General features: G+C 35.6%; 11 protein-coding genes and 1 pseudogene. 1 reads left to right on the plus strand and 11 read right to left on the minus strand.

Annotated elements, in window-relative coordinates:
* Window positions 1–253: 253 nt before the first annotated feature.
* The 5 genes from CDG60_RS01160 to CDG60_RS01180 are packed head-to-tail and all read right to left on the minus strand — an operon-like array spanning window position 254 to window position 4,726.
* A complete protein-coding gene (locus CDG60_RS01160; RefSeq protein ID WP_264757129.1) occupies window positions 254–802 on the minus strand; it encodes a 3'-5' exonuclease in 549 nt (182 codons plus the stop codon).
* A 28-nt stretch (window positions 803–830) separates the two neighbouring features.
* Window positions 831–1,727: an AAA family ATPase gene (locus CDG60_RS01165; RefSeq protein WP_087512954.1), complete on the minus strand. Its 897-nt coding sequence runs from the start codon at window positions 1,725–1,727 to the stop codon at window positions 831–833.
* Window positions 1,724–2,221 (minus strand): HORMA-1 domain-containing protein, encoded by a 498-nt coding sequence (locus CDG60_RS01170; RefSeq protein ID WP_087512955.1) that lies wholly within the window; start codon window positions 2,219–2,221, stop codon window positions 1,724–1,726. The genes CDG60_RS01165 and CDG60_RS01170 overlap by 4 nt, the downstream gene beginning before the upstream one ends.
* A 2-nt stretch (window positions 2,222–2,223) precedes the next feature.
* A complete protein-coding gene (locus tag CDG60_RS01175) occupies window positions 2,224–3,171 on the minus strand; it encodes a CBASS oligonucleotide cyclase (protein ID WP_087512956.1) in 948 nt (315 codons plus the stop codon).
* A gap of 19 nt (window positions 3,172–3,190) precedes the next feature.
* On the minus strand, window positions 3,191–4,726 hold the full coding sequence (locus tag CDG60_RS01180) for a phosphorylase family protein (protein ID WP_087512957.1): 1,536 nt from the start codon (window positions 4,724–4,726) through the stop codon (window positions 3,191–3,193).
* A 188-nt stretch (window positions 4,727–4,914) separates the two neighbouring features.
* Here CDG60_RS01180 and CDG60_RS01185 point away from each other — a divergent pair, with 188 nt between their 5' ends.
* Entirely contained in the window at window positions 4,915–5,391 is a 477-nt protein-coding gene (locus tag CDG60_RS01185) for a hypothetical protein (protein ID WP_038350079.1), read from the plus strand.
* Window positions 5,392–5,452: 61 nt separating this feature from the next.
* On the opposite strand, the gene CDG60_RS01190 is transcribed toward CDG60_RS01185, so the two are convergent.
* The 6 genes and pseudogenes from CDG60_RS01190 to CDG60_RS01215 all read right to left on the minus strand — a co-directional run bounded on the left by CDG60_RS01190 (window position 5,453) and on the right by CDG60_RS01215 (window position 14,733).
* Window positions 5,453–7,054, minus strand: coding sequence for a Tn7-like element transposition protein TnsE (locus tag CDG60_RS01190; RefSeq protein ID WP_087512958.1), 1,602 nt, complete (start codon window positions 7,052–7,054; stop codon window positions 5,453–5,455).
* On the minus strand, window positions 7,038–8,570 hold the full coding sequence (locus tag CDG60_RS01195) for a TnsD family Tn7-like transposition protein (RefSeq protein WP_160116947.1): 1,533 nt from the start codon (window positions 8,568–8,570) through the stop codon (window positions 7,038–7,040). Before CDG60_RS01195 ends, CDG60_RS01190 begins: the two co-directional genes overlap by 17 nt.
* Window positions 8,571–9,044: 474 nt before the next feature.
* A pseudogene (gene mrdA, locus CDG60_RS01200) lies at window positions 9,045–10,868 on the minus strand (penicillin-binding protein 2); the annotation flags it as partial.
* A 6-nt stretch (window positions 10,869–10,874) separates the two neighbouring features.
* Complete coding sequence (gene thrS, locus CDG60_RS01205; RefSeq protein ID WP_087512961.1) at window positions 10,875–12,791, minus strand: threonine--tRNA ligase; 1,917 nt, start codon at window positions 12,789–12,791, stop codon at window positions 10,875–10,877.
* A gap of 36 nt (window positions 12,792–12,827) precedes the next feature.
* On the minus strand, window positions 12,828–14,183 hold the full coding sequence (locus tag CDG60_RS01210; protein WP_087512962.1) for a dihydroorotase: 1,356 nt from the start codon (window positions 14,181–14,183) through the stop codon (window positions 12,828–12,830).
* Window positions 14,173–14,733 carry a gamma carbonic anhydrase family protein gene (locus CDG60_RS01215; RefSeq protein ID WP_078192127.1) on the minus strand — a complete coding sequence of 187 codons (561 nt, stop codon included), beginning with the start codon at window positions 14,731–14,733 and terminating at the stop codon, window positions 14,173–14,175. Before CDG60_RS01215 ends, CDG60_RS01210 begins: the two co-directional genes overlap by 11 nt.

The following is a 14,733-nucleotide window of genomic DNA, read 5'->3' on the forward strand; positions in this document are numbered from 1 at the left end:
GAAATTGTAGTCAGACAAAATAGTTATTAACTCATGATTATTATAAATCAATAGGTTAGTTGTAATTAAATTGTCATTTATTACAAAAAAGTTATTAACCATCGCATGTCAATTATTATTCAAAAAAATAAAATTAACAAAATAGTTGTTAACTGACTACTGAAGTTACCAGCCTTTTCTCTTTGATTCAGTTTATTTTAGCATCTAAATTAATTGAGATGCTAAAACATGATTTCAGGACTCAAAATATTATTTATTTTGAGCAATTTAACTCATAAACTAATCTGAATAGTTCTGCTTGGTATTTTGCATCATGCAAAGCATTATGATCACCTTGTAAGGTCGGATGTACATATTTATCTATTGAGCTTGATTTTGTATCGTGCCAACTACATTTTGTAGCGCCCATAAAAAGAGCTTTGATATCTATGGCTGAAATGCCGAAAGGATTTCTATTCAAATATTTCAAAAAATAAAAATTTATAAAGGACCAATCGAATGGGGCATTAAGCCCTACAAAAACAGGAGCAGCATTCTCAGGCATATTTTGAATCAGCCAATTTTCAAATTGAGACATAGCCTCTTTTGGTGGGAGTCCTGCTTTACTTGCATGTTCTAAAGTTATGCCTGAGACTTTTAGGGCTTCTTCAATTGCTTTATCACTAATTGGTTGGAGCATTATTGTAAATTCAACCGCAGGATTATATACAAAACATGCTCCTATTGTCAGCATACTGTGTTCACCAACAATAGGACCAGCTGTTTCAATATCAACAGAAATAAAGATTTCTTTCTTGCCCATTATTATGCTCCTTCCAACTAAGATTTCTTTATCCAGCCATTATAGGTGAGGGTTTAAGTTTACTAAGCGCTTGATGAAAATGTGAAATTGTTAATTCTGATTCAGGAAATGCTAACGCAACTGCTGTTGGATATAAACGAGTACGAATATCTGAATATGTCCAACCTGGTTCTTCACCATGAGGGGCTGTCACACTTACTAATTCTGCAATATCATTCTCTGAAAAGTTGATATCTGATAAGTCTTTGGTAAAAAGCTCATGTCGCTCTTCATTTGATGGGCGAACAAATTCTTCTACAATTGAGGCTCTACGCAAGACAGCAGCATCTAGGGCAGCTAATCTATTGGTACATAAGATCGCAAATATCCGTCCACCATGTTTTCTCAAATCATCAATAGCCTGAATTAAAGTATTAACACCGACTTTATCTTCATGATGGCTATTTTCTTGGCTTCGAGATGCTCCAAGTGAATCACCTTCATCAATAATAAGAAATGCTCGACCATTCCCACTGCCAATCGATCTAGTGATCTCATCGAATGCTTGTGAAATTAGAGTACCCATTTCACCAACTTTACCAGTTCCTCTAACTTTATTACTTAATTTAAATAGTAGAGCATCTTCAATTTTAGCATCACGGGCTAATCGATTGACAATTGCCTCAGCATTTGCAGTTTTACCAGTACCAACATCACCATGGAAAATAGCTAATGGATATTGATCAGCAAGAAGATCAATTAATGCAATTTTCTTACCATGCTTCTGTTTGCTCCAGAGCTCTAACTCATCAACTTGCAGTAAGAGCTGTACTTGCTTTTTGATACGAGCATATCTTGATTCAAAACCAAGTAATTTATTAGCTAAATCATCAAATTGTTTAATTGGTAAATCTGCTTTAATTTCAAAAACTGTTGATTTGCTCATGAATAATCGCTCCTATTTGCACCATAACCATTACTGCTGTAGCCACGTTCCCCAACTGCTGAGAGGCTACTATGATTTGTACTTTCTGTTGTTGATACCCAAGTTATTTCAAATGGTAATTTAGAAACTTTATCTGATTCACTACGATATTTATCTGTATGTGACAATATAATTCTAACTCGGCCATCTGGTGTGTGAGGCCACATTACTCCACCTGGTCTTTCTGAACCTGATGCATTTTCAGTTTGAAATGTATATTGAATAGCTCTGATTTCTGAGCCATAGGAATTTATTAAGGTCACATCAACTTTAGATAAATAGTCATTTTTTGCTAACAGCTCAATATCATGAGCATATTCTTTAGCTTCAGACTCAGTTATTGCCTTTGTACTACTTGCGATCATAACTAAATCTGCTTTGATGCTACGTACAACTTTTTCAACATCAGCAAAAGTATAACTAGTGGTATAGGTGCTGGAATTAGACGAACTCATTTTTAATCCTTAATTTTGAATTTATTACCAAAAACTTCTTTCCAAATATCAATATCGTCTTCTACTGAAGCATAATTTGCGGTTTCCCATGCTTTTAAGGCTATATTGACAATTTGCTCTTTTTCGTTTGGAGTTATTCGCGAGGCCACATTATTTTCATGATTCGCAGGATCAATAATTACAACTGGATCAGAAAAATATTTCTCTGTCTTTGCTGAGTTCTCAGGAAAATCGATACGTTTATTTAGTTCACTTTGTGCTATAAACCCCAAGAATTCTCTAAAACGTTGCTCAATATTTTGAGTCGGCCCGTCACGATCTTGTAAATAAGCTAAAATCAACTCGATATGAAAAGACTTGAGTCCAGGAGGACACGCAAAATTTTTCCACCGCTTTGCCATACGTACTAAAGTTCGATAGTGTTTATCTGAATTTTTTCTATCTTGGATAAATTGAATATGACAAGGGGCACAAGTCAAATTTCTTTCTTTGGACTTAAGATCATATTGCCAGCCATGATTTGGATCTGATTCATCTTGAATAACAGGAACGATATCAACACTGATACCACTTTTGACAAAGGTTACTGTCGCAGCTCTTCGTTGGATTTCAAAGTCTTCAACTGCCTTAGTAGGATAAATTTTTGTTAGTAACGAGTAAATTAGATCATTAAGATTATCTAAAGTTGTATCATCAATATTTTTACCATCTATATAGAACACAACGTCAACATCGATATCATCCTCTGCTGTTTTTTTTAGAATTGTGAACTTAGCAAACGAGCCAGCTTTGACTACCTTTTTTACTTTTAAGTCAGAGTTTACTGTTATATGTTTACGCAGTTCAGCAATCAAATTATCAACTTGTGCATGATATTCTTTACGTTTTTCAGAAGATAAACGCAAAATATTGCCATCATAGTATTGGAGATCTGAATTTTTAAGTGACATTCTGATAGGTTTCCCAAAGTTAGTTATTAAGAGTTAATCCATAAGCAATATAATCTGCTGTTACTGCTGCCGCAGCTTTTGCTGCTAAATCATGAAAGCGATTGTCTTTTGTGGAGTCCCCAAAGTCGCTAATTCCCCTAATCATCAACACAGGCTTTTTGTGGTTAGCACAAGCTGCAAATACTCCTGCACCTTCCATCTCAGCGACTTCTATTTTTCCATTAAGCTCTTTCAAAGCTCTAAATTTTTCTGGATCGCGAAGAAGCTTCTCACCACTTCCAATTGTGGCTGTCTTAGGCATAACACTTTTAGCGACTGGTCCAATTTCAATGTTCTCTGGAAAATTGATTTCTAAGGCCTCATAGCTTTGAATTAAACGATTTTCTACAGAACTTTTATTAGATAAATATGTATTAACTTCCTGCCTAACTTTTAAATCTAACTCTGTACTTCTAGAGCGGTGTTCCGTAACCCCGCCTTCAATTAGAGCAGCTCCCTCATACGCAACAACCCGTTCAGATAAGACTACTTCACCTAAAGAACATTTTTCTCGCATTCCCGCAGCAATACCTAACATGATTACATTCTTGGGTTGTAATTCGCTTAGTAATGTAGATGTAATTGAAGATGCATCTACATTTCCTGGACCTGCAAAAGATGCTATTGCACAATTTGCACGCACTCCATTATTTCGAATAATTACTGTCTTCCAAACATGAAGCCCGATACTAGTAATAAAGGGCTGAGTATCTTCACTAATATTTAATGCCTGTCTTGCTGCTGATAGCTCAACTGGTAAAGCTGTTAAGACTAATACATCTGGTGGAAGAGCCGCTAATCGAGCTTGTTCTTCTTCATGAAAGATTGTGATAATTCTCTTTGATATTTGTGAGAAATCTAATACAGGCTCTTCTAGAGTAATAGCTGAAATACTTTTTACTACCGACAAACCAGTATTTTGCATGTAAGTTAAAGGAGCTTCACGAAATTTCTGAAGGACACCTAATGCACCCTTTCCATCTTCTTTATTTGCTCCCAGTTGAAGATCAAGGGGTAAAACAGGTAGTGATTTCTTTGCCATTTTGTGGGCTCTATCTAATACACCTTTACCACCACCTAGAGCTATCATTGCTGTAGCATGCTCTATTTGTTCTTCGCCGACATTGCTTCCAGTTAGGATCTCATCATCGATACAGATATGCTCAGCAATACCACGAGCTATCATGCTATTCAAAAGCTGACGCTGTTCAACGTTTGTTTTATTTTGTAACCGATCATTTGATGCAACAATCTTTAGACGTACATCGTTATTATTTTCTTTGGTTAATTCATTGATCTTTCTTGCAATAGTCCAATCAAACAGTAAAGGTTTTTGATTTTCATTAACTGGTTCAGCTGAAAAATAGCCAACAAAACTTCCACCTGAATTAATTATTTCTGTAACAAGAGTTTCAACAAATGCATGTGCCTTATCAATTTGGTCATCATTTGTAGCATTAGAAATACTCCCTGCCAGTAGAATGCAGCTATCAGAAAGCATATGAGAGTCGTTCATTTTAAGCCCAGTTATTTCTATTGATGCAATGAGTACTATTTTTGAGTAATCATTATTATTAAGTTTAGTAGTTTGATATAAGAGTTTATTACATACTTATATAACTAATTTTTTAGTTGGGATGACTGTTTCTAATTGCAAGGGTGGTGGTAAAATTTTATTCGATTTTTCTGAGGGGTTGATTAATTATGGCAAGTAATATTAGTTCTGAGCAGGCTGTAGAGCATGCTTGGAAATATTTTGAATTACATTCTAATCAGAGAATAACCTTATTTAATTATTTTCTTTTTATTATGGCAGGTTTGGGTACAGCTGTTGGAGTAATTCTTCAATCTTCAAACAAATTTTCATATGTTGGTATTTTCATTAGTATATTTATCATTGTTGTATCTGTGGTTTTTTGGAAGCTCGATCAAAGAACCTCTTTTCTTATTAAGCAATCTGAGCAAGTTTTTAAAAAACTAGAAAGAAATTCTTCAATTGATATTGGGATATTCTGTAATGAGGATGCTAATTTAGAAAGAGCCAATAAGAATAAAGCTTTTGTTAATCAAATTATTACGTATGGTTTATTGTTTAGATCAACTTTCTTTATCACTGGATTGGTTGGTGTCATAGGGGTTTTAATTTTTTACATGAAGATTATAGGTTATATCGTACTATAATCTTCATTAATTTAATTGTTTAATATTTTTTAAATAACATTTTAATTTAAATTAAGTTTTTTTAGGCCAAATCTCTTAATCCATTCATGATTCTCATAGCCCAATTATTAACTGATTCTCTTGAGCAGTTTTCTTGTAATGAAAATCGTGGGTGGATAATATATGTATGGGAATTTTCTCCAAACACATCATTAAATAGTTCATTTGGCCAAGACAATGATTTTGCAACTAAGTGTTTTTTAATATCATCCAGATAAAATTTCCAATCATCGGTTGTGAGATGAATAAGTTTGGTTGAGATACTCTTGATTCCATCTGATGTATCTAACTCGATAAGTAGAAAATCTTTTCCTTTCTGAACAAGATGTACAAACTTAATTGTTCGTCGCATATTGTCACCAATTTTATGACATTCTGAACGTCCTACTTTTATGAGCTCATGAGTCATGGACTCATATAGTGTGCACTGATGCTCAGACTGGAGTATTTCAATCAACGAATTTAAGTCATTATAACGTTGAGCATATTTCTGATCATAATTTGTGTAATCTTTTTTGCCTCCAACATCGGCAGCAGGTAGATCTCCAGCACTATTTGCCTCGTCTGTACTGACTAAATTCCCAGAGCCAGACTCATCATCATTACTATCATCTTTTGCTCTCTGTCCAGTAAGTTTGATTTTACCTTTCTTAGTTATTTCTAATGGCTTAATGAAGCTTACCCAAGATTCATTAGCATTTAAAACTCGAATTCCTTGTTCTATAGAAGCTGTTGCATCATCCTCAATGGTAGAGCCAAGGGAGTCACTATATTCTGGTTTATAACCTTGCCCTGATTGTTGTCCTTCAGTCTTGATTTGAATGAAAGATGGATGTGAAAAAGTAATGTTTGTTGGAATATCAGTATCAATTTCGATGCCAACAATCTCTTCTACAAGAAAAGCATCTCGTGATGTGTTATATCGTCCTCGGAAATGTAATGTCCAACCTTTCATTGATGGTGGGTCAAACTGGAAAATCCATTTTTTCCACCCATTCTCATCTTTTAGTTGAGTGTTAAAGTAACGCGAAATACTTTCAAATGATTGTTTTGCATTTGGATCAAGTAGCAACCAAGCAAGTAGGCTTTGGGTTCCTTTCTGATTTACTAATTTTAAAGGCATCGTATTATTTTCTAGAAAAACAATTAAGTTTTCCTTATCATTTTGAATGACTTCAAATTCATGTTGGATCGTGGTGGTAGAGAGACTCGCTCGACAAAAATAAGAATTAATGAGAAAAAGTGTTCGCGCCAGTTCAAACTGCGGAAGATGAATTGTGGTTTGATTCGGTCTTTCAATGACAAAGCTAGTTTGTATTCCTTCAAAATATGCAAGTTTTGAATCAGTTGATAATTCGTCAAAGTCTTTTAAGTATGATGGGGTAAGGACATCTTGATTGGTCAATGTAATGGCTAGGTTTGGTTGAGATAATTGCCGTTCACTACAATTTATCTTTTTACCTCGGATTAACATGGCAGAATTACTGAAATTTGTAAATTTTTTCTCCTGCTTTGGTGAACATTGAAGATTGATACTCCATATCTTCGATCTTGAGCCTTTGAAAAGTCCGCCAATATGAGTAACTGTTACATTGTGATCAAAATTATTAATTCTTGCTGTCATCAGTTTTAAAAAATCCAGATAGTTCTAAAATTCTTGAGGCGTCGGGAGTTATTCTTTCTTTACTGAGCCCTGCTAAACGAAAGACTCGCCATAAGTGTAATTGTTGATTATCTAACGATAATGATTCAACAGCTACACAGACTCTTCGTAATTGATATTCAGTGATGCTTTCAACATATTCCACTAAAAATTGTTTAACTAATGGGAGCTTGTTAAGATTATGTTCTATTGTTGAATGCTGTGGTAATTGCATAAGATACCAGTTTGAAGAATGTCTCGGAGTACTTAGATCATCTTTAGATTGATGTACAATTCGTAGTAGTAGTTTTACGTACATCCGATCACGTTGAGGCCATTCCACGCGGGTTTTAGGTGCTTGTTGGATTATTTGATGTTCTGAGTTAAAGCTTTGGAGCCACTGATAATCATGGCGATACAACCATGCATAGATAGCGCCTCCATTTCGTATGGAACGACTTGCTTTTATACCATTTTCTAGAACTAACAGTTGCCATTGTTCTCTATGTTGTTCACGTTTAATTATATCTAGGGTATCTTCGTTAGGTTTAGTTTTAACAATATAAACTGGTTGAATATTTTGGACGTAATGAAAAATATCTTCTAATTTTTCCTTTGGTGTAAAGGTTTGATGAATCAATAGATGTTCAAAGAAGCTAAAACTTTTTCGATGCTTACGGAATATGTTTTTTAACCAAGAGTTTTCTTCACCTTGGTGGCAGAGTAAATTTTTAGTTTGAAGATATTCTTTGCCCCAGTGTTGTAAAACTAAGGATAAAATTTCATCATGTTTAATATGCTTTCCTCGTGTGTAACCAAAGTCATGTGCTAATCCATGGTAAAAATGACTCCATTGCTCAAAAGAAATAGATGGATAGGATGATAGCTTAAACAATTTTTGCACTTGGTAAGACATAATGAAGTCTTGAGGGAAGACTGAGCTGAATGATTCTATTGAAAAATTTGATTCAATTAAGGGTTGGAAATGATGTCTAGAGTCCGATGGTTTTTCTTTATAAATAGTTAATGGTCCGTGATCCAAACAGATTGGTAGGTTAGGAATAAACCAATTTCTTTTCCAAAAAGCCTCACCATAAGTCTGTATTTGGATTTCAATACATTTTGGACAAACTTGGAAATTCTGAATTGCCTTTATTCTTGATGCAGAAACTCCAAACATTGTATGTAGAGCACCATTGGTTTTACCTTGCATCAGTTTAATGGCTTTATTACGTATTTTTTGTGGAACAAATGGGGCATACAGTGGAAATAAAGTATTTTGGTTTATTAAATCATTAGTTGAATATTGTTTTGTTTTTCTTAATAAATATGCAATTTTAGAGACATGGCTGGGTAAATCTAGTGTTGCTATAACAGTTCTAGTACCAAAAACTTCATCTAACAGTTGTTTAGGACTGGTAATGCCATGATACACACCTGCCCGTGCTATTGAGCTGTATAGGAGTTCATCGGGGTGTGGTAATGGAAAGTTATGCATATATATCATGATTGTATCAGCTTATTTTTCAAATAGCGTTTTAACAGGAATAGGCTTATTTCTTTAGCTTCCTAAACCCCCAAATTAATTTACATGACATTAAGCATTCACAAAATGGACTTTTTAAAAATCTGTGTAAATACCGTTTAAAAAGCTTTCAAATTCGATTATAAAATGACTCATTGGGTATCCTTCAGCAAAATTACTACCAAACTATGATCCATCACAATAAAGTTAGAGCGATACTTCAAGAACACCTCTATAGCAAGGGTCAGTACTGATAAGTAAGATCCCACTGTCTCTCGTGTGTTTTAAGATATTGATATTTAATTAAAAAAAGATTATAAAACCCTATTTTTTACTTAAAAGAGGATTTGGAATTGATAACGCATAGGCTTGTTTTTTCAATAAATGTCATATTATAAGCTCATAAGTAAATTACATTTCAGATATGTGTTAGGGAGTACTTTCTTTCAACCAATAATCAAAAATTGGACGAGCAACTTTGGCAGCAGCACTACCACTGCGTCCATTCTCTAAAATAATGGCAAGAACAATTTGAGGGTTATCCGCAGGAGCAAAGCCAATAAATAGAGCATGATCGTAATGCCGTTCACTGAGTAAGGCTTCATTGTAGTGTTTGCCCTGTGCAATACTTTTAACTTGGGCTGTACCTGTTTTTCCTGCAATTTGATATTGTAGTCCCGACTTGATACCTTGACCTGTACCAGACTGAATCACATCAATCATGGCGTGATGCATTTTTACCCAATCGTTAGGGGTGCCATTAAAGAGAATTTTACCATCTGTATCATGGTGGATTGGGTAGGGTGTTGAACCTTTACTTTCTTTAAGTAAATGAGGGGTAATATGCTTACCAGAATTGGCAACGATTGCTGTCGAAAGGGCTAATTGTAATGGTGTAGCGGTAAATGCCCCTTGACCAATACTTACGGAAATCGTTTCACCCATTAACCATTTTGTCCCACGGGTTTGCATTTTCCATTCGGGTGATGGATATAATCCCGAACCTTCATAAGGTAAGTCAATTCCTGTTTTTTCACCAAAGCCAAACTGGGTCATCCATTTGTACATATTGTCGATACCCATTTGATAAGACAATATATAAAAATAGGTATCACTAGACTGTGTGATCGCTTTATGTAAACCGACAATACCATGGCCAGATTTTTTCCAATCACGAAATTTATGACTATCACCAGGGATTTGGAAATAGCCAGGATCAAAAATTTTGGTATTCCAGTCAATATAGCCATAATGAATACCGCCCAATCCTGCCATAGGTTTAATTGTTGATGCTGGTGGATAAGTCCCCTGTAATGCTCGGTTATATAATGGTTGATCAAGATTCTCATTGAGATTGTTATAATCTTTATGGCTAATACCCGTCACAAATAAATTCGGATTAAAACTTGGGCTAGATACCATTGCCAGTACTTCACCATTACGAGGATCCAAGGCGATAATCGCTCCACGTTTCTGTGCAAGTTGTTTCGATGCAAACTTCTGTAAATGAAAGTCAAGTGAAAGATAGAGATCATTGCCACGAATTGCAGGTTGATGGTCTAAATGTTTTAGGACTGTCCCATGTACATCGACTTCAACAGATTCATGACCCTTTTGCCCATGTAAAAGTTGTTCATAAAATTTTTCTATGCCGATTTTACCAATCAGGTTTGTACCTGCATATTTATCTTTATCAATAACTTTTAGATCTTTATCATTAATTCGTCCCACATAGCCAATTAAATGAGCAAATAAATCATCATAAGGATAAATTCGTGTCATTTGGGTTGCAATTTCAACATTAGGAAATTGATATTTAACTTCACTAAATCGTGCGATATCTTCATCAGTAAGATGGAATTTAATGGTGACTTGATCAGTTTTTCGTGCATCTTTAAAACGTTTTTGAATTTGTCTAATATCTTCTGCTGATAAATTCAATATTGGCTTCAACCTATTGATTAAATTGTCAATTTTTGAATATTGAGCTTTATTTACAGTAATTGAAAAAATAGGATAATTATGAGCGAGTAATATTCCATTACGATCGTAAATATTTCCTCTTGCAGGTGGAATTGACTGTAAACGAATTCTGTTAGATTCTGAAATAGTTTTAAAATGTTGATGCTGATAGAGTTGCAAATATCCATATCTAATGATCAAGACAGCAAAAAAAATTCCCATTAGAACCATTGCAAAATAGATTCTCAGGTTAAAAATCTTCTTTTCCTGCTGTAAATTTTTAACCTGATTATGTGTTTGATGCCACATAAGTAATCAATTCACAAAATGTGCTTGAGGCATAAAGAAATCATGCAGATCTGTAGTCAGGATATCCCCAAAATCCTGCCCATTTTGTGCACGTATTCGAACAGATGATTGTTGCTTTTCTTGCTCCCCAACAATGATCAGATAAGGTATTTTTTGTAGTGTGTGTTCACGGATTTTATAGTTCAATTTTGATTGACTTAAATCTAATGTTGCTCTAAAGCCATATTGTTTAAGTGATTCTTGAACTTGTTTGGCATAATCATGTTGTGCATCTGTAATCGGTAAAATTACGATTTGAACTGGTGCAAGCCAAAATGGGAAATGTCCTATATAGTGTTCAATTAAAATACCAATAAAGCGCTCAAGAGATCCAAATAAAGCACGGTGTAACATCACAGGCCGTTGTTTTTCATTATTTTCATTAATGTAATGAATATCAAAACGTTCTGGTAAATTTAAATCAACCTGAATTGTTCCGCATTGCCATTCACGACCAATGGCATCTTTTAACGTAAATTCAAGTTTAGGACCATAAAATGCACCTTCACCGATATTTAAGCTATAAGGAATATTAAGCTGTTCGAGAGATTGTTTTAGTGTATTTTCTAAGAAATCCCAGATTTCTTCTGTGCCGACACGATGATTAGGCCTTGTAGATAATTTAAGCGAAATTTCATTGAAGCCAAATTGCTCATAAATTTTATAAATGAGGGCAATAGTATCTTTACATTCAGATAAAAGCTGGTTATCAGTACAAAAAATATGGGCGTCATCTTGGGTGAAATGACGAACACGCATTAATCCATGTAAAGATCCAGATGGCTCATAGCGATGAACTTTACCAAATTCCGCCATACGTAATGGTAAGTCACGATAACTTCTTAATTCATGTGCATATAGACAAACTGCGCCAGGACAACTCATAGGCTTAAGTGCATAACTTCGCTGATCTTCAGTGACGGTGGTAAACATATGCTGCTGATAGTTTTGCCAATGGCCTGAAATTTCCCAAAGTTCACGATCCATGACATCGGGAGTATTAACTTCGATATAACCCGCATCATCTTGTTGCTGGCGTAAATAATCTGATAATAACTGAAAGAGTTTCCATCCTTTCGCGTGCCAGAACACGGCACCTGGCGCTTTATCATCAAAATGTAGTAAATCAAGTTGTTGTGCTAATTTACGATGATCTCGTTTTGCGGCTTCTTCAACTTGCTTTAAATGTTTTTTTAATTGTTTTTGGTCAGCCCAACATGTGACATAAATCCGCTGTAACATCGGTTGTGTAGCGTCGCCTTGCCAATATGCACCAGAAACATGAGTCACTTTAAAACATTCTAAAAATTCAGTATTTGGAACAAGTGGATATAAGTAAACGTCAGAAAAATCACGGTTTTTATGGAAAAATAAGTCGCTTGAGTTACTCGTATTTTTTAAGTATTGATACTTAAAATCTAAATCTTGCTGTTTAAAAAAATTAGCTGCTTGATCGGCTGTAATCTTTTCAGTGCGAATATCTAAATGTTGTTGTACCCACTCATGCATTTTCAGTTCAATGTGTTGTAAATCATCCTGATTAAAATGCGGCGTATCGGCGAAATCATAATAAATACCTTGATTGGTAATTTGATATTCTACAGGTTGAGCAGCAGGGTATAACTGATGGACAGCCTGTGCCAATAAATAAGCATAGGAGTGTCGTAGTAGATTTAAATTATTGTCATCGTTCAGACTGAAAAGTTCGATGTGACAGTCATGTTGGATGACATGATGCAAATCAACGAAATGAGCATCAACTTTGGCGAGAAAAGCTTTTTTATAGCCTTGAATTTTGAAATGGGACAAGGTTTCAAAAATCGACATTGGTTGCTCAAGTTGAAGATGCTGTGTTGAACCAAGGAAATTAAGCTGGATATTCATGTAGAGTCGTCTAGATACAGGTTGGGTTATTGCAGATTAGCGGTCAATTTCTAAGGCTTGACCCTGACAGTTAAGATAAGGTTGCTGTTGGTGCCATGCGAGTTGACCAGAAATGATGGTTGTATCCACCAGATAGCGGAACGTTTTCTCTTGGAAGGGTGTCCAGCCGCAACGCATAAAATTAGTCTGTTCAGCTACTGATTGTTTTTTTTGATTTTCGCGGATGAGGACTAAATCAGCCCAATAGCCTTCGCGGATATAGCCTCGATCTTTAATACGGAATAAATCGGCAACTTGATGAGAAGTTTTTCTTACCAGCGTTTCAATTGATAGTTTTTGATCTGCCACTAATTCTAATAATGCGGGTAAGGCATGCTGAACTAGCGGTAATCCTGAAGGGGCTTTAAAATAAGTTTGCTGTTTTTCTTGCCAAGTATGCGGCGCATGGTCTGTGCCAATAATATCTAAACGCTCACTATTGGCGACGGCTTCAATGAGGGTATGCTTGTCACTGGCAGTTTTTATTGCTGGATTACATTTAATTAAATGTCCTAAATCTGCATAATCAGACTCATCAAAAGTTAAGTGATGTATACATACTTCAGCAGTAATATGCTTTTTATCCAATGGTAAATTTTTAAATAAGCAAAGCTCTTTTGCTGTTGTCAGATGCAACACATGTAGTTGTGTACCAAATTCTTCAGCAAGTGATACTGCTAATCGAGAGCTTTCAAAACAGGCTTGTTTATCCCTAATTTTAGGGTGTATGTTTGCTGGAAGGTCTTCGCCATATTGATCACGATAAAACTCTTCCAGTTGTTTGATCCGTGGCGTGGATTCACAATGTGTTAATAAAATAGTGGGTACATTCGCAAATAAGCGCTCTAAAATTTTTGGATCATCAACCAACATATTACCCGTTGATGCTCCCATAAAAACTTTCACGCCGCTAACCAATTTAGGATCAAGTGCTTCAACAATATCTAAATTTTGTGCACTTACCCCAAAGTGAAATGCATAATTGGCTATGCTATGTTGAGCTGCAATTGCTTTTTTATCGTGTAGTGCAGTTAAGTCCAATGTAGCAGGATTGGTATTCGGCATATCCATAAAGCTGGTAATTCCACCAATCGCAGCTGCCAAAGATTCTGAGGCAAAACTCCCTTTTTGTGGTGAGCCTGGGTCGCGGAAGTGGACTTGATCATCAATCATGCCTGGGAGTAACCATGCACCATCAGCCTCGATGCTCTTGGCATTGTGGATACCCGTTATATTAGATTGTATTTTACGAATACGGCCTTGCTGAATAAGGACATCACCGATTTGTTGTTGCCCCTCATTAACCATATTCGCATTACGTATGATGAGATTTGGGAGTTGTCTAAAATTCATTTTGTAATGCCTTATAACCTTGTACTAACTCAATATTGGTGCTCACCACACTTTCAGAAAATTCACTGATAGAAATATCGATCGGTGGGTACTGGCTTAAGTCGGTTCGGGCATTGATATAGCTCATCGCAGGGACATAAAATGATTCAGGCAAATCGCGACCATCGACAACTGCATTATGACGGATGGCACTATGATCACCGACTTTACAGTTGAATAAGACACTGTTAAAGCCGACAAATACGCGGTTACCAACCACACATGGACCATGAATAATCGAACGATGGGCGATGGATGAGTTTTTTCCAATCGTGACTTGTGCACCTGCTTTTGAGTGAATGACAACACCATCTTGAATATTTGAATTTTCACCAATGATGATGGGTTGCATATCACCATTTTCATCCACTTCATCTGCACGGATCACTGCATAAGGACCGACAAATACGTTCGCTTCAATAATGACTTTTCCACAAATAATTGCGGTTTGATCAATATAAGCAGATTGATCTATGACAGGGAGGTGACCAGTTGGATTTTTACGAATCAT

Origin of the sequence: Acinetobacter chinensis, from assembly GCF_002165375.2 — a bacterium.
In the GTDB taxonomy this organism is placed as follows: domain Bacteria; phylum Pseudomonadota; class Gammaproteobacteria; order Pseudomonadales; family Moraxellaceae; genus Acinetobacter; species Acinetobacter chinensis.